The following is an 18,365-nucleotide window of genomic DNA, read 5'->3' as shown; positions in this document are numbered from 1 at the left end:
GGAATCGTGCGAAAGGTGCGGGAGGTACGGACGCTCGCGCCTCCTCACTCCATCACGGCGGCCTTGAGGATGCACACCATCGTGGCGCGGCCGGGCTCTCCTGCGACGCAGCGCACCGTGTGCGGGCGGTCGCAGCGGTAGCGCAGGGTCTCGCCGGCCCGGGCGCGCTGGACGACGCCGGCGACCTCGACCTCGAACTCGCCCTCCAGCACCGAGAGGTGCTCCACCGAGCCGCGCTGGTGCGCGTCCGAATCGAGCACGCCGCCGGGTTCGGAGGCGATGTCGTACCATTGCAGCCACTCGACCGTCTTGATCCAGCCGATGATGGCGAGCCGCATCTTGCCGTCGTCGGAGACGAGGATCGGCGTGTCCGGGCGCGAGGACTTCTGGATGAAGGGCTCGTCGTCCACCGTCGCGAGCACGCGCTCGATCGAGACGTCGAGCGCCTGCGACAGGCGCCAGATCGTCGCCAGCGTCGGGTTCGTCTCGTTGCGCTCGATCTGGCTGATGATCGACTTCGCGACGCCGGACTGCTCCGCCAGCTCCGACAGTGACAGGTTGTAGGCCTTGCGCAGACGCTGGATCGTCTTGCCGAGCTGGCCCGACAGGACCTGGGCTCCCGCCTCCAGCTCCCGCGTGCGCTCCTTGCCCTCGACGCCCATCAGTTCTTCCCGCTCGCCGGGGCGTTCCTTTGGCCGAACGCCCGTTTGTCACTTCAAACGCACCATGCCGAACGGCGCAATGCGACGCAAGGGATTCGCGCGCCGCGAACGGGGCGTGCAGCCCCGCTCAACCGGCCTCCAGGCCGAACCGCGCGACCACCGCCGGCTGGATCGCCCCCGCCGTCATCGTCAGCAGCACGAGGCGCGCGTCGATGCTCTCCTCGTCCTCCAGCGCGCGCTCGATGCGCGACTCGACGCGGGCGAGCGCGGCCTCGCCGTTGGCGTGGACGAAGGCGTCGGGGCCGACGATGCAATAGGCGAGGATCTCCGCCGCCGGTGCATAGGCGAGGGGCGGGGGCTCGGCGCCGCCGGCCTCGTCCTTCATCAGCGAGACGGCGGCGAGCTTGATCGGCTCGCGCACCATGGCCGGATGCACGTCGCAGCGGCGCAGCGCCTCGTCGAGACGCCGCATGTCTTCCGAGCGGCCGAAGCGGCCGAACATCCCGATGGACGAGCCGCGCTTCACCGGCTCACAGCGCGCGCTCGAGCACGAGCTCGCCGCGCGGCCCCTTGATCGTCAGGCGCGGGCCCTCGGTGTCCCAGCTCTGCGCGGCGCGCAGCGCCTCGAGGAACGTGCGCTCCTTCTGCATTGTGGCGTTGTCGCACTCGCGCCGCGTGAGCGCGAAGGGGCCGACGGCGAAGCCCTGGTCGCGCAGCGGGTAGGCGGTGGCGGAATAGTTGTTGCAGCCCGAGAAGCCGCGCAGGCGCAGGGTCTCGTCGAGCGTCAGCGCCGGGCGCTCGCCGTCGAAGGCGCGCCCGTTGAGCGACGCCGCCTCGAACGTCACGCCGAGCGGGAACTGCTTGGGCATCATCGGCGGCGGCACCGCCGGCGCCTGCTGCTCGGACGGGTCGGGCATGCCGAACCCCTGTGCCAGCGCCTGCGGTGCGCCCGCGAGGGCTGCGAGGAGCGCGAGGGCCGCGACGCGCGACACTGTCATGGGTGGAGGACTCCGGTCTCGACAGAATGCGCGGGACCATAGAGAGCCGGATCGGGCCGCGCAAGAAATTGCGCGGGCGGCGTGATCCGCGGCGGCGGGGACAGCGTACGCGTCAATGAAGTTCGGTCATGAGCTTCCTTCCCGCGGCGCTCCCCTTCCCGCGCGCGCCGCAGACTTCGAGCCGCCCCTCACGGGGCGGCTCTTTTTTTGCTCACCCGCCGTCCCGGCGCGCGCCGATCCGGCCCTCGAGGCGGGCCAGCAGCGGGTTCTCGGAGCGGAAGACGTAGTCGAGGCTGCGCACCGTGATGTCCGCCGCACCGGCGGCCGCAAGCGCGTCGACGAGCGCGAAGACGCTCTCCTTGGGGCAGTGCAGCACGAGCTCGGGCGCCGTGACGCCGTAGGGCGCGCGCGCGCCGTGGCGCTCGCCTTCCGCGATTGCGGCCTCGGCCGCGCCGGACGCGATCCGCGCGCGGATCTCGCGGGTGGTGCGCGCCGCCTCCTCCGCGGCGATCCGCCCCAGGATGGCGCGCGCGGCCGCCCGGGCCTCGTCCGTCCAGGGCGCGTTCAGCGAGGCGACGAGGTTCGCCTCCGAGCGCAGCATCACGCCGTCGTCGAGCACCTTGAGGGCGTTGGCGGCGAGGGTGGCGCCGGTCGTGGTGATGTCGACGATGATCTCCGCCGCGCCGGAGGCGGGCGCGCCCTCGGTGGCGCCGAGCGATTCGACGATGCGGTAGTCCGCGACGCCGTGGCCGGCGAAGAAGCGGCGCGTCAGGTTCACGTACTTCGTCGCGACCCGCATCTTGCGTCCGTGGCGCACGCGCAGGTCGACCGCGACCTCCTCGAGGTCGCCCATCGTGCGCACGTCGATCCACGCCTGCGGCACGGCGACGACGACGTTCGCCTGCCCGAAGCCGAGCGGGGTGAGGAGCGTGACCGCCGCGTCGGCGTCGGGCATCTGCTCGCGCACGAGATCCTCGCCGGTGACGCCGAGATGCGCCTGGCCCCCGGCGAGCTGGGTCGTGATCTCGCTGGCGGAGAGGAACTTCACCAGGACGCCGGGCAGGCCGGCGATGGCGCCGTGATAGTCGCGCGCGCCGCGGCTCTGCTGGAAGCCGAGGCCGGCGCGGGCGAAGAAGGCGCTGGCGTTCTCCTGGAGCCGGCCCTTCGAGGGCACGGCGATGACGAGGGGGGCGCTCATGCCGTCTCTCCGCTCTCGGCCTTCGCCAGCGCGGAGGCGATCCGGTCGATCCAGAAGGAGCAGCCGACCGCCGGCACGGGCTCGGGCGCGCCGAGCCGCGTCAGCAGCCGGTCGTAGCGCCCGCCGCCGACGAGCGGCCGGCCCTCGGCGTCGTCGCGTGCCGTCGCCTCGAAGATGAAGCCGGTATAATAGTCGAGGTTGCGGGCGAAGTCCGCGTGGAACGCGAGCGCGCCGACGTCGACGCCCCGCGCGGCGAGAAAGCCGGTGCGCTCCTCGAACAGGCTGATCGCCGGCTCGATGGCGAGGCCCGCGTCCCCCGCCAGCGCGCGGACCCGCGCCGCCGCCGTGTCCGGATCGCCGCGGATGGCGAGGTAGGCGCTGAGCACCTCGCGGGTGCGGGCATCGAGGCCGTTGCCGCGTCGTCCGGCGCGGGCGAGGAAGCGCTCGGCGATCTCCCCGGCGCTGCGCCCGCCGACCGTGCTGATGCCGGCGATGGCGAGCACGTCCTCGACGAAGGCGTGGGCGGCCTGCGGGTCCTGGCCGTCGAGCGCGGCGAGCAGCCCCGCGTGCTCGACGAGGTCCGGCTGCGGCTCCGCGTCGAGGATGGTCGCGGCGCGGCCCGACACGATGGCGCGGATCAGCCGGCTCTTGGCGGCGGGCGCGACGCCGAGCGCGTCGAGGATCGCGTCCAGCAGGCCGACGTCCCCGAGCCTGACGCCGTGCGCGACGCCGAGCGCATCGAGCGCCTCGAGCGCGAGGGCGAGCGCCTCGGCGTCGGCGGCGGCGACATCGCCGCGGCCGATCGACTCGATTCCGGCCTGGCGGAACTCGCCGGTCTCGCCCGTGCGCAGGCGGAAGACGGGGCCGCTGTAGCAATGGGCGGCGGCGCCCGTCCCGTGGGCCGCGAGATGCGCGCGGCAGACGGGGATCGTGTAGTCCGGCCGCAGGCACAGCTCGGCGCCGCTCGCGTCGGTCGTCACGAACAAGCGCCGGCGGATGTCCTCGCCGGAAAGATCGAGGAAGACCTCCGCCGGCTGCAGCACCGGCGGCTCGAGCGGCACGTAGCCCTCGCGGCCGAAGAGGCCGAGGAGAATCCCCTCGGCGCGTGTCTCGTATGCGTTCATGGTCCCGCTCCCGCCGCGACCTCTAGCAGGGCCGGCGCCGCTGGGGAACGGGGTTCTCCGCGCAGGGTGAATGCTCCTGGTCATCCCGGATTGCGAAGCAAGTCCGGGAGCCAGATCCTCGGGTGTTCTGCTCAGCGTGCGCGGAAGCGCGCGCGTCCACCAACGCCCTTGGCGGCGTGTCACGCCGCGGCGTTTGCACGCCGCTCATCGACGCTCCGGAGGTTCTGGGTCCCGGGCCCGCTTCGCGACCCGGGATGACAGCCGCTCACGCCGCCGTCATGGGCGTCGGCGCTTCGCGGAAGACCGGCTCGACCGCCTCCAGCTCCGGGAGCGGGATGTGGCAGGCGATGCGGTGGCCGTCCGCACGCACGTGCTCGGGCGGGAGCGTCTCGTCGCAGATCGGCCCGAGCTTGCGCGGGCAGCGCGTGGCGAAGGGGCAGCCCGCGGGCGGGTCGAGCGGGCTCGGCAACGCGCCTTCGAGCACGATCTTCGTCTTCTCGATCGAGGGATCCGCCACGGGCACGGCCGAGAGCAGCGCCTCGGTATAGGGATGGTAGGGCGGCTCGAACACGTCCGCCGTGCGGCCCTGCTCCATGATCCGGCCGAGATACATCACCACCACCCGGTCGGCGAGGTAGCGCACGAGGGAGAGGTCGTGGCTGATGAACAGCAGCGTCGTGTCGTTGTCGCGCTGGATGTCCATCAGGAGCTGCGTCACGGCCGCCTGGACGGACACGTCGAGCGCCGAGAGCGGCTCGTCCGCCACAACGACGGAGGGGTTGCCGGCGAAGGCGCGGGCGATGCCGATGCGCTGCTTCTGCCCGCCCGAGAGCTGGCGCGGCATGCGTCGGGCGAAGTCGCGCGGCAGCTTGACGAGGTCGAGCAGCTCGTAGACCCGCGCCCAGATCCTCGCCTTTTCGCTCTCGACGCCGAACTTCTCGATCACCCGCGCGATCTGCCCGCCGACGGTCTGGCTCGGGTTCAGCGTGTCGTTGGGGTTCTGGAAGATCATCTGCAGGTTCGCGACCTGCTGCTTCGGCCGCCCGGTGACCGGCGACCCGGCGATATCGTCACCCTCGAAGCGGATGGCGCCGTCCGTCGCCGTCTCGAGCCCCATCAGCACCCTGGCGAAGGTGGACTTGCCGCAACCCGATTCGCCGACGATCGCCACCGTCTGGCCGCGCCGCGCCTCGAAGCTGAGCGCCTCGTTGGCCTTCACCCAGCGCACGGAGCGGCCTTCGAGCATGGCGAGGATCGAGCGGTCGAAGACGGGGTAGTGCTTCTGCATCTCGGCGACCTCGAGCACGACCTCGCCGACCGGCGCGCCGGCATGCGGCCCAGCCGCCCCGTGCGGACGCGACACCGGGTCGATCGCGTCGAGCCTGAGGCACCGGGCGCGATGGGACGATCCGGCGGCGCCGTCGCGATCGCTCGCGTCGCGCATCGGCACGGGGCCGGCGTCGCACAGGCCGTCGCGGAAGAGGTCGCAGCGCGGGCCGAAATTGCAGCCCCGCGGGCGCTCGTGCGGCAGCGGCAGCGTGCCGCGGATGGCGGTGAGCGGGCGCGCGTGCTTGTCCGCCGCGGGCACGGGGATGCAGCCGAACAGCCCGCGGGTGTAGGGGTGGCGCATGGCGGTGAAGACGTCCTCCACCGCGCCTTCCTCCACCACCTCGCCGGAATACATCACCGCGACCCGGTCGCAGACCTCGCGCACGAGGCCGAGGTTGTGGCTGATGAACAGGATCGCGGTGCCGAACTTGCGCTTGATCTCGCCGATCAGCTCGACGATTCCCGCCTCGACGGTGACGTCGAGCGCCGTGGTCGGCTCGTCGAGGAGGAGCAGCGAGGGGTTCGCGAGGAGCGCCATGGCGATGACGACCCGCTGCTGCTGCCCGCCGGAGAGCTGGTGCGGGTAGGCGGCGAGGATGCGGTCGGGATCGGCCAGGCGCACGTCCGCCAGGATCTCGGCGGCCTTGGCGCGCGCCTCGGCCTCCGAGAGCCCGTGATGGACGGTCGATACCTCGGCGAGCTGGCGGCCCACCGTGAGCGACGGGTTCAGGGCCGCGAAGGGCTCCTGGTAGACCATCGCGATCTCGTTGCCGCGGATCGTCCGCAGCTCCTCCTCCGACATGGCGAGCATGTCGCGGCCCTTGAACCGCATGCTCCCTGCCGCGATCCGGCCGTTGCGGCCCATGTAGCGCATGATCGCGTTGGCGACGGTGGACTTGCCGCAGCCGCTCTCGCCGACGAGCGCGACCGATTCCCCGGCGCGAATCGTCAGGTCGAAATCGGCCACCGCGGGGATCTCGCCGGCCCGGGTGACGTAGGAGATCGCGAGGTCGCGGATCTCGAGCACCGGCTCCGGATCGGGGACGGCCCGGAGCCCCGGGCCGGCGCTTCGCGCGGTGTCTGCGTGCATCGCCTCAATCCTTCAGGGAGATCTCGCGGATGCCGTCGGCCAGCAGGTTGAAGCCGAGCACGAGCGAGGAGATCGCGATCACGGGAAAGATCGTCATGTGCGGCGCGAAGGTCGCCATGGAGCGGGTCTGGTTGACCATGCCGCCCCAGTCCGGGTCCGGCGGCGGCAGGCCGAGCCCGAGGAAGCCCAGCACCCCGATCGTGATGATGGTGTAGCCGAGCCGCAGGCAGGCATCGACGATGAGCGGCCCGCGGGCGTTGGGCAGGATCTCGACGAACATGATCCAGGCCGTGCTCTCGCCCCGCGTCTGCGCGGCGGCGACGTAGTCGCGGTTCCTCAGGTCCAGCACGAGGCCGCGCACGATGCGCATGATGCCGGGCGCGCTGGCGAAGGTGACGGCCAGCACGATGTTGATCCCCGACGCGCCGAAGGTCGAGATGATGACGACGTAGAGCACGAGGATGGGGAAGGAGAGGATGATGTCCGACAGGCGCGAGAGCACGTCGTCCACCCAGCCGCGCTTGTAGCCGGCCAGCAGCCCCATCACGATCCCCACCGCAAAGGCGCAGCCGGTGGCCACGGGGGCGTAGAACAGCACCGCGCGCGAGCCCCAGATCACCCGGCTGAGGATGTCGCGTCCCAGGTGATCCGCCCCGAGCAGGAAGGTGCCGCCGTCCGGATGCGGCGCGCCCGGCGGCGCGAAGGGGACGAACTGCGCGTTCGGGTCGAACGGCGCGAGCCAGGGGGCCAGCAGCGCGACGACGACCCAGAAACCGACGAGGCCCGCACCGATCATCGCGACCGTGCTCTCGCGCAGGAGCGCGAGCGCGCCGCCGATCGGCCGCAGCGGCCCGGTGAGCCGCGCGCGCAGGGCCCGCGGCGCGGCGGGCTCGGGAAGCGGCGGTCGCGGCGCGATGTCGGGGTGCACGGCAGAGGTGTCGCTCATCGTGCGGGCCTCCTCACGCGAACCGGATGCGCGGGTTGAGATAGGTGTAGCCGATGTCCGCGATGGTCTGCGTGGTGACGGCGACGAACACGGCGACCATGGCGCAGGCCTGGATCAGGTAGATGTCCTGGTTCAGCGACGCCTCGAGAAGAAGCGCGCCGAAGCCCTTGTAGGCGAAGAAGAACTCCACCACGATCACGCCCGAGAGCAGCCAGTTGATCTGCAGCATGATGACCGTGAACGGCGCGATCAGCGCGTTGCGCAAAGCGTGGCGCAGGATCACCTGGCGGTAGGGCAGGCCCTTGAGCACGGCGGTGCGGATGTAGGGCGTCTGCATCACCTCGGCCATCGAGGCGCGGGTCATGCGCGCGATGTAGCCGAAGCCGTAGAGCACGAGCACCGTCACCGGCAGGACCAGCTCGCGCCAGGCGAAGCCGTCGTTCATCGCGCTCGTGCCGGGCAGCCAGCCGAGCCAGAACACGAAGAGGAAGGTGAGCAGTACCGCGCTCGCGAACTCCGGGATCGAGGTCGTGACGATCGAGCCGACGGAGATCGAGCGGTCGAGCCGCGAGCCCTCGCGCATCCCGGCGAGGACGCCGAGGACGAGCGCCAACGGGATCATCACGCCGAAGGTGACGGCGCCGAGGATCGCCGTGTTGGCGAGCCGCGGCCAGAGCACCTCCGAGACGGGCACCCGGAAGCGGATCGATTGGCCGAAGTCGCCGCGGAGGATGTTCCCGAGCCACTCGAAGTAGCGCACGTAGAGCGGCCGGTCGTAGCCGTTGGCCACGAGCCAGAGGGCGCGCTGCTCGTCCGTCGTGTAGGGGCCGAGCACCTTCACGGCGACGGCGTCGCCGTTCACCTCGAGCAGGAGGAAGAGGAGGATGGAGACCGCCAGCATGGTCAACGCCATGAAGGCCAGTCGCTTGCCGAGGAAGACCAGCATGGCGCCAATGCCCGCGTCGGCCCCGCCGGTGCGGCGGGGCCGGGAAGCGGATCAGCCCTGCGACAGCCAGACCTGCTCGAAGTGGTGCTCCTCGGCAGGGTGGTGGGCGTAGCCCTGGACGGCCTGGCTCGAGGCCGTGGCGATGGAGCGCCAGTAGGGCTGCACGATCACGGCGTCGCCCTGGAGCATGCGCTGGAGCTCCTCCATGATCGCGCGCCGCTCCTCGACGTCGAGCGTCGCCTCCGCCTTGTCGAGCAGCGCGTCGAAGTCGGGGTTGGAATAGGAGGACTCGTTCCACGGTACGCCCGAACGGTAGGCGAGCGACAGCACCTGCGTGCCGATCGGCCGGTGCGTCCAGGAGGTGAAGCCGAAGGGCGTCGTGGTCCAGCGGTCCCAGTAGGTGCCGCCCGGCATGATGTTGACGGCGAGGTTGATGCCCGCCGGCCGCAGCATCTCGACGAGCGCCTGCGAGGTGTTGGGCTCCCAGGTCGGCTGCGCGACGCAATCGATCTGGATGTCGAGCCCGTCCGCGTAGCCCGCCTCCGCGAGGAGGGCGCGGGCGCGGTCGTAGTCCTGCGTCGGCTTCGGCAGCTCGGCGTACTCCGGATGCACCGGAGCGACGTGGTGGTCCTCGCCCGGGATGCCGAGGTTCTGGTAGGCGAGCGTCAGCAGGCGGCCGTGGTCGATGCAGGCCTGGATCGCCTGGCGCACGCGGACGTCGTCGAACGGCGCCTGGTCCACCTTCATCCGGGCGACGCCGGTCTGGGCCGTATCGGCCTGGTAGAGCACGAGGCTCGGGATCGCGCGGGCGGCCGGCACCTGCTCGACGTTGAGACGGTAGAGCATGTCGACCTGACCCGACGCGAGCGCCGCCAGCGGGGCGGCCGGATCGTCGCCGTGGTCGACGTAGTCGATCCCCTCCAGGTAGACCTCGCCGCCCCACCAGCCGCTCTCCCTGCGGCGGTAGCGCGCCCGGGAGCCGACGGTGAGCTCCACGAGCTCGAACGGGCCGGTGCCGATCGGGTTCTCGACCCAGTTGCCGCCCTGGAAGGAGCGGTGCGCGATCAGGCAGGGATAGTCGCCCATCGATTCCGGCAGGGCGAGGAAGGGGACGCGCAGGTTGAACTCGACCGTGTGGTCGTCGATCTTGACGACGCCGTTCTCGAGCATCGACGAGCCGTCGTCGTTGGAGGTGCGCAGGGCCGAGAAGCGGCCGTAGTTCGACGAGCCCACCGCCGGGTCCATCCAGCGCACGAAGTTCGCGACGACGTCGTCGGCCCCGAACTCGTCCCCGTTCGACCACGTGACGCCCCGGCGCAGCTTGAACGTCCAGGTGCGCAGGTCCTCCGACGCCGTCCAGCTCTCGGCGAGATGCGGCACGGCGACGTTGTCCGACGAGATGCGCACCAGCGGCTCGATGACGTGGCGCAGCTCGTTGCCCTTCTCGGACCAGTCGACGGTGGCGGGATCGGAGATCTCCTTGATGTTCATCGACACGCGCAGCGTCCCGCCCGCGACGGGGGTGCCGGCCTGCGCCCGCGCCGCCGGCGCGAAGGGCTCGCCCGTCAGGCGCCCGGCCATCGCGTAGGCCGCGCCGGCGGAGAGGCCGAGCAGGGTCGCCGTGCGCAGGAACTCGCGACGCGAGACCGTCCCCCTCTCGACGCCCGCCGCCACCCGCGGCAGCTTCGGATGGACCCGCTCCAGGGTCCCGACCGCCTCGGCGTCGAGGCGCGTGCCGTCGTTCTTCTCGGTCATCGTCTCCAGTCCTCTCGCCCGTTGCCGCGGGCTTCTCGATTCTCGCTGCGAAAGCCGCGCGGTGCGGCCGTGACGCTGCTCGCGACCGGGTTGCCCCCAATGGCCACGCTTGCCCGCAAGTTATCGCGCGGGGCACGGGGGGTGTCAAACGTATATCCGCGCCGCTGCGGCGACGAGGCCGCACCGCGCCGCACAAGATCCGCGCGGAGCCGATCGTCGTTCGTCCCCACGCCGGATCTCGCACGATGCGAGATCGGGCCTAATTGCCCGGTGCGAGCGCGGTCGTTCAGGGCGGGAATTCCACGGGCTGTGGCTAGACTGCGCGCCGTCGAGGCGAGTCTGGCGTTCGCTCGCGGCTCGACTGCGGACCGGGCCCGGGAGCCGGCGAGCGCGCGCGTGCCGGGCGACCGGCGTTGCGCGCCGGCGCGGGGCGTGGGACAAGCTCCACGCGCGCCGTCACGAGGCCCGGACGGACGCGATTGGACGCGCGAGACGAGGACGAAGGCCCCATGCGCTTTGCCGGAACCGCCGACTACGTCGCCACCGAGGATCTCTCGGTCGCCGTCAACGCCGCGATCGCGCTCGAGCGCCCGCTCCTCGTCAAGGGCGAGCCCGGCACGGGCAAGACGGTGCTCGCCGAGGAGATCGCCAAGGCCGTCGGCGCGCCGCTGCTGACCTGGTCGATCAAGTCCACGACGAAGGCGCAGCAGGGCCTCTACGAGTACGACGCGGTCTCGCGCCTGCGCGACTCGCAGCTCGGCGACCCGCGCGTCTCCGACATCGGCAACTACATCCGCCGCGGCAAGCTCTGGGACGCCTTCACGGCGGACGAGCGCCCCGTGCTGCTGATCGACGAGATCGACAAGGCGGACATCGAGTTCCCCAACGACCTGCTGCAGGAGCTCGATCGCATGGAGTTCCACGTCTACGAGACGGGGGAGACCGTGCGCGCCGCGCGCCGGCCGATCGTGGTGATCACCTCCAACAACGAGAAGGAGCTACCCGACGCCTTCCTGCGCCGCTGCTTCTTCCACTACATCAAGTTTCCCGACCCGGACACGATGGCGGCCATCGTCGAGGTGCACTACCCGGGCATCAAGCAGAGGCTCGTGAAGGAGGCGCTCGACGTCTTCTTCGCCGTGCGCGAGGCCCCGGGCCTGAAGAAGAAGCCCTCGACCTCCGAGCTGCTCGACTGGCTGAAGCTGCTGCTGAACGAGGACGTGGCGCCGGAGGTGCTCCGCGAGACCAGCGCGCGCAAGCTGATCCCGCCGCTGCACGGGGCGCTGCTCAAGAACGAGCAGGACGTCTCGCTGTTCGAGAAGATCGCGTTCATGACGCGGCGGGGTGGGTGAGGGGCGGCGCCTCGACGACGTCCGACACAGTCGAGGCGCATCGGAAGAGAAGGCGCCGGTGCGCCCCGGCCGGACGCGATCCGCTCGTCTCCTTCCCTGTAGGGGAAGGTGGATCGGCGCGCAGCGCCGAGACGGATGGGGCGCGCGGGACGCGCGTTCGGCAAAGCCGAAATCGACGGCAGTAACCGCATACCGGGGCTTCCGCTTCGCGGAACGCGTCGCTGCGCGCCGCGCCCCATCCGTCACGCCGCCTTCGGCGCCGCGCCACCTTCCCCTACAGGGAAGGAGAATGCCGGCATCGGCACTCGGCGCACACGCGGCGTCGACGTGGTGCTGCAGGAGATGTGTGCATATTTGCCACCAGGGAGAGGGGAGCGCGTCGGCGTCTCGCGTACAGCGCCTCCGCCCGATTGGAAGCCGAGGGGAGCCCTAATGCTCACCGCCATCGCCGTCTCCGGCTACCGCTCCCTGCGCGAGATCGTCGTCCCGCTCGGGCGGGTCACCGTGATCACCGGGCCGAACGGGGCGGGGAAGTCGAGCCTGTATCGGGCGCTGCGGCTGCTCGCGGATGCGGCGCAGGGGCGGCTCGTGGCCTCGCTGGCGGGGGAGGGCGGGCTCGCCTCGACGCTCTGGGCGGGACCGGAGCGGATCTCGCGGGAGATGCGGGAGGGCACCGTGCCCGTGCAGGGCACCGTGCGGCGCGAGCGGGTGGCGCTCAAGCTCGGCTTCTGCGGCGAGGGTGACGGGGATGCGCTCGGCTACGCGGTCGATCTCGGCCTGCCGGTGACGACGACATCCGCCTTCGGCCTCGACCCGGAATACAAGGTCGAGACCGTCTTCTCCGGGCCCATGCGGGCGCGGCCGGTCGTCCTCGCCGAGCGGCGCGGGCCGATGGTGCGGGTCGCGGACGACGAGGGCCGGCTGCGGGTCGTCGCGCAGCACCTCGCACCGTTCGACGGCATGCTCACCCACGCCGCCGATCCGCGCGGCGCGCCCGAGCTCCTCGCCCTGCGCGAGCGGCTGCGGGCGTTCCGCTTCTACGACCACCTGCGCACCGACCCCGACGCGCCCATGCGTCAGCGCCGCGTGGGCACCCGCACGCCCGTCCTGTCGGGCGACGGCGGCGACCTCGCCGCCGCGCTGCAGACGATCCGCGAGATCGGCGACCCGCGGGCGCTCGACGACGCGATCGCCGACGCGTTCGACGGTGCGCGCGTCGCGATCGACGTCGAGGCGGGCCTGTTCGAGACGGTGATGCACCAGCCGGGCCTGCTGCGCCCGCTCGGGGCGCGGGAGCTCTCCGACGGCACGATGCGCTATCTCGCGCTCGTCGCCGCGCTGCTCTCGCCGCGCCCGCCGGCGCTCCTCGTGCTCAACGAGCCGGAGACGAGCCTGCACCCGGACCTGATCGCGCCGCTGGCGCGGCTCGTGCACGCCGCGAGCGATCGGGCGCAGATCGTCGTCGTCACCCACAGCGCGGCGCTGGCACGGGCGCTCGCGCCCGACGCCGTGGTGCATCGTCTGGAGAAGTCGCTCGGCGAGACGCGGATCGCGGACGATGCGGACGCGCCGGGATGGGTCTGGCCCAAGCGCTGAGGCGACCGCACCTGCGGCGCGTCGTCCGCCCCGGCATCCTCTCGACGCTCCGCGCGTTCGCCCGCATGATCTCGGGCCGAACCAGGGAGGCGCAGGTGGCCGACAGCGCTGTTCGTATCGTCGTGACCGGACGTGTCCAGGGCGTGGGCTACCGCGCCTTCGCCGCAGCGCGCGCGGGGGAGCTCGCCCTGCGCGGCTTCGTGCGCAACCGCGAGGACGGCTCGGTCGAGAGCGTCGCTTCGGGTGATCCCGCGGCGATCGAGGCCTACCTCGCCGCCCTGCGCGGCGGCCCGCCGGGCGCGTCGGTCGCGGATCTCTCGGTCGACTACCTGGACGTGAGCGAGGTGCCGGAGAGCACGTTCGCAGTGCGCTGATCGGCAGCGACGCGTCGCTCCGTCGCCGCGTGTTGCCGGCAAGCAACAACATCATGGCTGTCGTCGTGTTAACCGGTCGCCCTCGCGTACGGAGGCGATTCCATGAACGACGACGATCTCGACCGCCGAGACGATTTCCGCGCCGACGCGGACGGGGAGCGCCCGGCCGTCGTCGCCTACGACCCGTATTTCCCCGCGTCGCGGACCGCGTCCGAGGACGCGCGCATCGCGCCGTACGACCCGCACTTCCCGCAGGACGGCGCCAGCGACTTCGAGTGAGCGCTCGCTCCTGCGCGACGAATGCGTCTAATCCCGTCGAACGCGGAAAGCCCTCGGTAGAGCGAACGCCTTAGAGCCTAGGACCTCGCTGGAGGTCCACATGCGTTCGCGTCTTCCCGCTCTCGTCGTTTCGGGTGTGCTGCTCACTGCCGGCTCCGCCGCCGCCCAGGACAGCGCCATCTCGTTCTTCCTCATGGACCGCAACGCGACCGAGTCGGCGGTCGCGCCGACCGACGCCGAGACCGGCACCGCCGGCGGGTCGCTCCTCGAGGCGCTCTCGCGTGCGTCCGACGGGCGCGACTTCGGCGAGGCCGTGTCCGCCGCCGCGCCGGGGCGTTCGGGCCCGAGCGGCCGCGACTTCGGCGCGGCCGTGTCGCAGGCTGCCTCCGGCCGAGGCTCGGACGGATCCGACGTCGGCGGCACGTCCAGCGAAGACGCCGGTTCCGGCAGCGGCAGCGGCGATAACGGCGGCGGTGGCGGTTCCGGTGGCAGCGGCAACGGTGGCGGCAACGGCAACGGCAACGGCAACGGCAACGGAGGCGGCAACGGCCGCTCCTGATCCGATGCTCGCATCGGCGTGATCCGCGCTCACGGAACCGGTCACGCCGATGTGCGTGTGCCGCACGGCCCCGTGACGACGCTTCGCCGACTGTCGGGTGTAACAGGGAGACCTCTCGTCACGAAGAGGGGTCTGCCATGACGAACCCGGTCGAGACACACTGGTCCAGCCTGATGCGCGCCGCCAGCCGCGGCGACGAGGGCGCGTATCGCAGGCTCCTGACGGAGCTCGCACCCGCCGTCCGCGCGAAGGCCGCGCGCTACGGCCTCTCCGGCGCGGACGTCGAGGACGCCGTGCAGGAGACGCTCCTCGCCATCCACGTCAAGCGCGGGACGTGGCGCGAGGACGAGCCGATCCGCCCCTGGGTGTTCGCGATCGCCGGCTACAAGATCGTCGACCAGATGCGCCGCCGCTACCGCCACGCCGCGGTCGACATCTCCGACTTCACCGAGATCCTGCCGGCAGAAGCCGAGGCGGATCCCACCACGACCTCCGACATGGACCGCGTCGTCGCGCGCCTCACCGGTCGCGCCGGCGAGATCGTGCGCGCGATCGGCATGGAGGGGGTGAGCGTGACGGAGGCCTCCCAGCGCTTCGGCATGTCCGAGGGCGCGGTGCGGGTGGCGCTCCACCGGGGCCTGCGCAAGCTGGCCGATCTTAGAGCGAGCATGGTGACATGAGGACGATCGCGATGAGAACCGACGACCTGATCGACACGCTCGCGGCAGACCTGGCGCCGCGCCGTCCAGTCGTTTCCGCCCTCGGCACCGCCGGTGCCGTGGGGCTCGCGGCCACGGTCGCGCTCTTCCTCGTCGGCTGGGGGCTGCGACCGGACATCGTCGCGATGACGGACAGCCCGCGCTTCCTCGCCAAGCCGCTGCTGGGCGCGATGCTCGCGATCGGCGCGCTCGGGCTCTGCGTTCGCCTCGCGCATCCCGGGGCGCCGGTGCGGGGCTGGGTGGTCGTGCTCGCCGCCGCGCCGGTGGCGGCGCTGAGCTTCGTCGCGCTCGAGCTCGCCGCGCTCCCCGCGGAGGCGTGGGCGCCCGCGCTGCTGGGCGACAACTCCCTCCTCTGCCTCGTCTCGATCCCGGCGCTGGCGCTGCCGATGCTGCTGGCGCTCCTCTCCGGCATGCGGCGCGGCGCGCCGGTGCGGCCCGCCCTCGCCGGTGCGGTCGCGGGTCTCGCCGCCGCGGGCGTGGCGGCCGCGCTCTACGCGCTCTGCTGCACGGACGACAGCCCGCTGTTCGTGGCGACCTGGTACACGCTCGCGGCGGGGATCGTCTCGGCGGTGGGCGCGATCGCGGGGCGGCGCTACCTGCGCTGGTGAGCGGATCACGTCGCCGCGCGGATGTCTCGCCCTCAGGCCAGCACCCGCGGCGTCAGCGGCAGGGTCAAGGCGCACAGGACGGCGTCCTCGCCGATCTCGTACTGCACCGTCGCGTCGAGCTCGTAGGGCAGGGTGCGGCGCAGGAGCTCGGTGCCGAAGCCCTCGCGCTCGGGCCGCTCCGGATCGGGCACGACCCCGTCCTCGCGCCAGGTGAGCCGCAGGAACGGCGTCGCGCCGCCCCGATCGATTTCCCACGTCACGGAGATGGTCCCCGTCTCGCCCGCGAGCGCGCCGAACTTCACGGCGTTCGTCGCGAGCTCGTGGATCGCGAGCGTCAGCGTCTGCGCCGCGTGGCTCTTGAGCAGGACCTTCGGCCCGCCGATCGTCACCCGCGCGCCCTCGCGCGCCGCGCAGGCGGTCAGCTCCTCGGCGACGAGGTACTCGAGGTCGATACCCGCGCGCGGGTCGCGCGTGACGTGGGCCTGGGTGCGGGCGATCGCGTTGAGGCGCCCCTCGAAATGCGAGGCGAAGTCGCCGACGCTCTGGGCCGTGTCGCCGGTGCGTCGGGCGATCGAGCGCACGATGGCGAGCGTGTTGCGCACGCGGTGCTGCAGCTCGCCGAGAAGCACCTTCTGCTGGTCCTGGAGCCGGCGGATGTCGTCGATGTCGCTCGACGTGCCGAACCATTCCCGCGGCACGCCCTCGCGGCGCGGCGAGGGATGGGCGCGGGTCTGGTACCAGCGCGATCCGCCGCCGGCGAGGAGCAGCCTGTGGACGACGTCGAGCCGGCCGCTCTCGGGTAACGCCGCCCAGGCCGCGCGCACGCGGTCCCGGTCGTCCGGGTGAACGGCGTCGAGCCAGCCGAGCCCGAGGCTCGCCTCCGTCGAGAGCCCCGTCGTCGCGATCCATTGCGGGCTCGCCCAGGTCCACTCGCCGCCGTCGCGGGATTGCCAGACGAGCTGGGGCAGGTTCTCCACGAGCGCGCGCAGCCGCTCCGTGCTGGTGCGCGCCTCCTCGCGCGCGACGACGCGCTGCGTCACGTCGGTGGCGACGACGAGGATGCCGCCGACGCCGTTCGGCGCGTCGGGATCGGGGAGCGGCGTGTAGACGTAGCTCCACCATAGATCGTGCGTGCGGCCGTCGCGGGTGATGGGCAGCACCACCTCGTCGCGCCGCACGGCGCCGCCGCCCGCGCGGACGCCGGCGAGATCCTCCTCGATGAGGGGCCAGATCTCCGTCCACACCGCCGCGGCGGGCCGCCCGATCGACGGATGCCGCTCGGGGCCCATCAGCGCCGCCTGGGCGTCGTTGTAGATCTGGATCAGGTCCGGCCCCCACAGGACGGCCATGGCGATCGGCACGGGCAGGATCGTCTCGACCGCGGCGCGCAGGCTCCCGGGCCAGGTCTCGACCGGGCCGAGCGGTGTCGCCGCCCAGTCGCGGGCGCGGATGAGCCGCGCCGCCTCGCTCTCGCCCGTGGGCCAGGATCCGCCCGGAGATGCGTGGTTCATGCGCCGCCCTCCGTCACGCTTCGGTCGCGATGCTGCGCAGGACGAGCACGGGCGCGCGGCCGTCCGGCGCCGTTGCGGTGGGGCTCGCGGCCTGGTCGAGATGGAGGTAGGACGGGCTGAACAGGCCCGCGGCCTCCAGCGCCTCCAGGTCGTGGATCGTCATGTGACGGCCCCGCAGGGTGATCAGCTCGGCGGCGCGAAGCTCCTGGAGGGTGCGGTTGACGTGGACAGCGGAGATGCCGGTCGCGTCCGCCAGCATCGCCTGCGTCGCCGGCAGCTCGTAAGAGAGGCCGTGCGTCAGGCCCACGGCGCGCAGGCGGTGGAACAGCTCGCAGATCAGATGCGCCATGCGCTCGAGCGCCGACCGCTGGCCGAGATTGACCGTCCACTCGCGCTGGAGCGTGTGGGCGCACAGGTCCGACCAGGCCAGCGCCGTCGACAGGCGTGGGCTCGCGGCGGCGATGTCCGCGACGCGGGCGGCCGGGATCTCGGCCACGGTGACCGAGGTGATGGCCCCGAGGCTGTGGTCCGCCCGCGGCAGCAGGAGCACGTGCTGCTCGCACAGGTCGCCGGGCAGGACGAAGGAGAGGACCTGCCGCCGGCCGTCCTCGAGCGACTTGTAGCGCGCCGCCCAGCCGTCGAGCAGGACGTACAGCGCATGCGGGCGCTCGCCCTCGCGCACGATATCCTCGCGCGGGCCGACGCGGCGGACGCGCTCGCGGCACAGGTCCTCGAGCAGGCGCGCGTCCTCGTCCGTCAGCGCGACGTAGGAGGACAGGCGTCGGACGATCGGCTCGGCGCTCATCGGCACGCCGCTCGCCTCGGGCTCGGTTGGATCATCGACCTCGTCCTCGCGAGGGCCGCATGCCGGCTTCCGCTCGCGCGGGCATGCTCGCGGGATTTCGCGCCCACCGCAAGGGCCGTTCCACGTCGATCACGCGCGATCGCCCTCCAGATGGGCGTGCGCGGCGTGGGCGGGGCCCCACCGATCCGCGAGGAAGAGGTAGTACCCCGTCAGCGCGACACCGTGGCGGGCCGCGTCCGCATCGAAGCCCAGCGGGGCCGCCGTGGCGTTGTCCAGACGCCCGCCGAAATCCCAGGCCTCCCCGATGATGAAGGAGGGGACCGGGTAATGCTCCGGCACTGCGCAATAGAGCTGCGGCTCCTCGCGCCGCCTGAACAGGTTATACGCGGGATCGCCCTCGGACCTCGGCCCGTTCCGTTTTGTTAATGCTAGTGAAATGATGTTCATGGCGATCACCGACATCGGCCTCGAGCCAACCGCGCCGACTCTCGGGGAGCGGCACGGCCGCGTCTAC

General features: G+C 72.1%; 19 protein-coding genes. 7 read left to right on the top strand and 12 right to left on the bottom strand.

The annotated features are described in order from the left end of the window. Positions 1–44 precede the first annotated feature (44 nt). From G407_RS0103270 to G407_RS0103230, 9 genes are all read right to left on the bottom strand, one after another. Complete coding sequence (locus G407_RS0103270; RefSeq protein WP_029029661.1) at positions 45–662, bottom strand: helix-turn-helix domain-containing protein; 618 nt, start codon at positions 660–662, stop codon at positions 45–47. A 127-nt stretch (positions 663–789) separates the two neighbouring features. Beyond that, positions 790–1,134: a hypothetical protein gene (locus tag G407_RS0103265; protein ID WP_245259012.1), complete on the bottom strand. Its 345-nt coding sequence runs from the start codon at positions 1,132–1,134 to the stop codon at positions 790–792. Between the two features lie 58 nt (positions 1,135–1,192). Further along, positions 1,193–1,660 (bottom strand): META domain-containing protein, encoded by a 468-nt coding sequence (locus G407_RS0103260; protein WP_043538798.1) that lies wholly within the window; start codon positions 1,658–1,660, stop codon positions 1,193–1,195. Between the two features lie 211 nt (positions 1,661–1,871). After that, positions 1,872–2,858, bottom strand: a complete 987-nt coding sequence (gene hisG, locus G407_RS0103255) for an ATP phosphoribosyltransferase (protein ID WP_029029658.1) — start codon at positions 2,856–2,858, stop codon at positions 1,872–1,874. After that, a complete protein-coding gene (locus G407_RS0103250) occupies positions 2,855–3,982 on the bottom strand; it encodes an ATP phosphoribosyltransferase regulatory subunit (protein WP_029029657.1) in 1,128 nt (375 codons plus the stop codon). The genes hisG and G407_RS0103250 overlap by 4 nt, the downstream gene beginning before the upstream one ends. A 265-nt stretch (positions 3,983–4,247) precedes the next feature. After that, positions 4,248–6,401, bottom strand: a complete 2,154-nt coding sequence (locus G407_RS0103245) for an ABC transporter ATP-binding protein (RefSeq protein ID WP_052340890.1) — start codon at positions 6,399–6,401, stop codon at positions 4,248–4,250. Between the two features lie 4 nt (positions 6,402–6,405). Beyond that, the gene (locus tag G407_RS0103240) at positions 6,406–7,347 is read right to left on the bottom strand and encodes an ABC transporter permease (RefSeq protein WP_084327251.1); all 942 of its coding nucleotides are present in this window, start codon (positions 7,345–7,347) and stop codon (positions 6,406–6,408) included. A gap of 13 nt (positions 7,348–7,360) precedes the next feature. Then, positions 7,361–8,293, bottom strand: coding sequence for an ABC transporter permease (locus G407_RS0103235; RefSeq protein ID WP_029029654.1), 933 nt, complete (start codon positions 8,291–8,293; stop codon positions 7,361–7,363). Between the two features lie 51 nt (positions 8,294–8,344). Further along, positions 8,345–10,048: an ABC transporter substrate-binding protein gene (locus G407_RS0103230; protein WP_029029653.1), complete on the bottom strand. Its 1,704-nt coding sequence runs from the start codon at positions 10,046–10,048 to the stop codon at positions 8,345–8,347. A 509-nt stretch (positions 10,049–10,557) separates the two neighbouring features. Here G407_RS0103230 and G407_RS0103225 point away from each other — a divergent pair. The 7 genes from G407_RS0103225 to G407_RS0103195 all read left to right on the top strand — a co-directional run bounded on the left by G407_RS0103225 (position 10,558) and on the right by G407_RS0103195 (position 15,535). Then, positions 10,558–11,400, top strand: coding sequence for an AAA family ATPase (locus G407_RS0103225; RefSeq protein WP_029029652.1), 843 nt, complete (start codon positions 10,558–10,560; stop codon positions 11,398–11,400). A 432-nt stretch (positions 11,401–11,832) separates the two neighbouring features. Further along, positions 11,833–12,996 carry an AAA family ATPase gene (locus tag G407_RS0103220; RefSeq protein ID WP_029029651.1) on the top strand — a complete coding sequence of 388 codons (1,164 nt, stop codon included), beginning with the start codon at positions 11,833–11,835 and terminating at the stop codon, positions 12,994–12,996. Beyond that, positions 12,975–13,370, top strand: a complete 396-nt coding sequence (locus G407_RS0103215; protein WP_245259011.1) for an acylphosphatase — start codon at positions 12,975–12,977, stop codon at positions 13,368–13,370. The genes G407_RS0103220 and G407_RS0103215 overlap by 22 nt, the downstream gene beginning before the upstream one ends. Positions 13,371–13,472: 102 nt before the next feature. Then, the gene (locus G407_RS31520) at positions 13,473–13,649 is read left to right on the top strand and encodes a hypothetical protein (RefSeq protein ID WP_156917455.1); all 177 of its coding nucleotides are present in this window, start codon (positions 13,473–13,475) and stop codon (positions 13,647–13,649) included. A gap of 100 nt (positions 13,650–13,749) precedes the next feature. After that, entirely contained in the window at positions 13,750–14,208 is a 459-nt protein-coding gene (locus tag G407_RS30145) for a hypothetical protein (RefSeq protein WP_029029649.1), read from the top strand. A 137-nt stretch (positions 14,209–14,345) separates the two neighbouring features. Next, on the top strand, positions 14,346–14,888 hold the full coding sequence (locus G407_RS0103200) for a sigma-70 family RNA polymerase sigma factor (RefSeq protein WP_029029648.1): 543 nt from the start codon (positions 14,346–14,348) through the stop codon (positions 14,886–14,888). An 11-nt stretch (positions 14,889–14,899) separates the two neighbouring features. Then, the gene (locus G407_RS0103195; protein WP_029029647.1) at positions 14,900–15,535 is read left to right on the top strand and encodes an NrsF family protein; all 636 of its coding nucleotides are present in this window, start codon (positions 14,900–14,902) and stop codon (positions 15,533–15,535) included. 32 nt (positions 15,536–15,567) lie between these two features. On the opposite strand, the gene G407_RS0103190 is transcribed toward G407_RS0103195, so the two are convergent. The 3 genes from G407_RS0103190 to G407_RS25440 all read right to left on the bottom strand — a co-directional run bounded on the left by G407_RS0103190 (position 15,568) and on the right by G407_RS25440 (position 18,313). Continuing rightward, a complete protein-coding gene (locus G407_RS0103190) occupies positions 15,568–17,046 on the bottom strand; it encodes a sensor histidine kinase (protein WP_029029646.1) in 1,479 nt (492 codons plus the stop codon). Positions 17,047–17,059: 13 nt separating this feature from the next. Then, positions 17,060–17,851, bottom strand: a complete 792-nt coding sequence (locus G407_RS25445; RefSeq protein WP_052340889.1) for a Crp/Fnr family transcriptional regulator — start codon at positions 17,849–17,851, stop codon at positions 17,060–17,062. A gap of 129 nt (positions 17,852–17,980) precedes the next feature. Then, positions 17,981–18,313 (bottom strand): hypothetical protein, encoded by a 333-nt coding sequence (locus G407_RS25440; protein ID WP_342418126.1) that lies wholly within the window; start codon positions 18,311–18,313, stop codon positions 17,981–17,983. Between the last annotated feature and the right edge of the window lie 52 nt (positions 18,314–18,365).

Origin of the sequence: Salinarimonas rosea DSM 21201 (genome assembly GCF_000429045.1) — a bacterium.
Classification (GTDB): domain Bacteria; phylum Pseudomonadota; class Alphaproteobacteria; order Rhizobiales; family Beijerinckiaceae; genus Salinarimonas; species Salinarimonas rosea.
The sequence above is the reverse complement of the archived record's forward strand: the minus strand, read 5'-3'. Positions and strand labels throughout refer to the sequence as shown.

Coding starts and splice junctions, on each gene's coding strand:
- G407_RS0103270 (WP_029029661.1), bottom strand. CDS start 662: ATGGGCGTCGAGGGCAAGGAGCGCACGCGGGAGCTGGAGGCGGGAGCC.
- G407_RS0103265 (WP_245259012.1), bottom strand. CDS start 1,134: ATGCGGCGTCTCGACGAGGCGCTGCGCCGCTGCGACGTGCATCCGGCC.
- G407_RS0103260 (WP_043538798.1), bottom strand. CDS start 1,660: ATGACAGTGTCGCGCGTCGCGGCCCTCGCGCTCCTCGCAGCCCTCGCG.
- hisG (WP_029029658.1), bottom strand. CDS start 2,858: ATGAGCGCCCCCCTCGTCATCGCCGTGCCCTCGAAGGGCCGGCTCCAG.
- G407_RS0103250 (WP_029029657.1), bottom strand. CDS start 3,982: ATGAACGCATACGAGACACGCGCCGAGGGGATTCTCCTCGGCCTCTTC.
- G407_RS0103245 (WP_052340890.1), bottom strand. CDS start 6,401: ATGCACGCAGACACCGCGCGAAGCGCCGGCCCGGGGCTCCGGGCCGTC.
- G407_RS0103240 (WP_084327251.1), bottom strand. CDS start 7,347: ATGAGCGACACCTCTGCCGTGCACCCCGACATCGCGCCGCGACCGCCG.
- G407_RS0103235 (WP_029029654.1), bottom strand. CDS start 8,293: ATGCTGGTCTTCCTCGGCAAGCGACTGGCCTTCATGGCGTTGACCATG.
- G407_RS0103230 (WP_029029653.1), bottom strand. CDS start 10,048: ATGACCGAGAAGAACGACGGCACGCGCCTCGACGCCGAGGCGGTCGGG.
- G407_RS0103225 (WP_029029652.1), top strand. CDS start 10,558: ATGCGCTTTGCCGGAACCGCCGACTACGTCGCCACCGAGGATCTCTCG.
- G407_RS0103220 (WP_029029651.1), top strand. CDS start 11,833: ATGCTCACCGCCATCGCCGTCTCCGGCTACCGCTCCCTGCGCGAGATC.
- G407_RS0103215 (WP_245259011.1), top strand. CDS start 12,975: ATGGGTCTGGCCCAAGCGCTGAGGCGACCGCACCTGCGGCGCGTCGTC.
- G407_RS31520 (WP_156917455.1), top strand. CDS start 13,473: ATGAACGACGACGATCTCGACCGCCGAGACGATTTCCGCGCCGACGCG.
- G407_RS30145 (WP_029029649.1), top strand. CDS start 13,750: ATGCGTTCGCGTCTTCCCGCTCTCGTCGTTTCGGGTGTGCTGCTCACT.
- G407_RS0103200 (WP_029029648.1), top strand. CDS start 14,346: ATGACGAACCCGGTCGAGACACACTGGTCCAGCCTGATGCGCGCCGCC.
- G407_RS0103195 (WP_029029647.1), top strand. CDS start 14,900: ATGAGAACCGACGACCTGATCGACACGCTCGCGGCAGACCTGGCGCCG.
- G407_RS0103190 (WP_029029646.1), bottom strand. CDS start 17,046: ATGAACCACGCATCTCCGGGCGGATCCTGGCCCACGGGCGAGAGCGAG.
- G407_RS25445 (WP_052340889.1), bottom strand. CDS start 17,851: ATGAGCGCCGAGCCGATCGTCCGACGCCTGTCCTCCTACGTCGCGCTG.
- G407_RS25440 (WP_342418126.1), bottom strand. CDS start 18,313: ATGTCGGTGATCGCCATGAACATCATTTCACTAGCATTAACAAAACGG.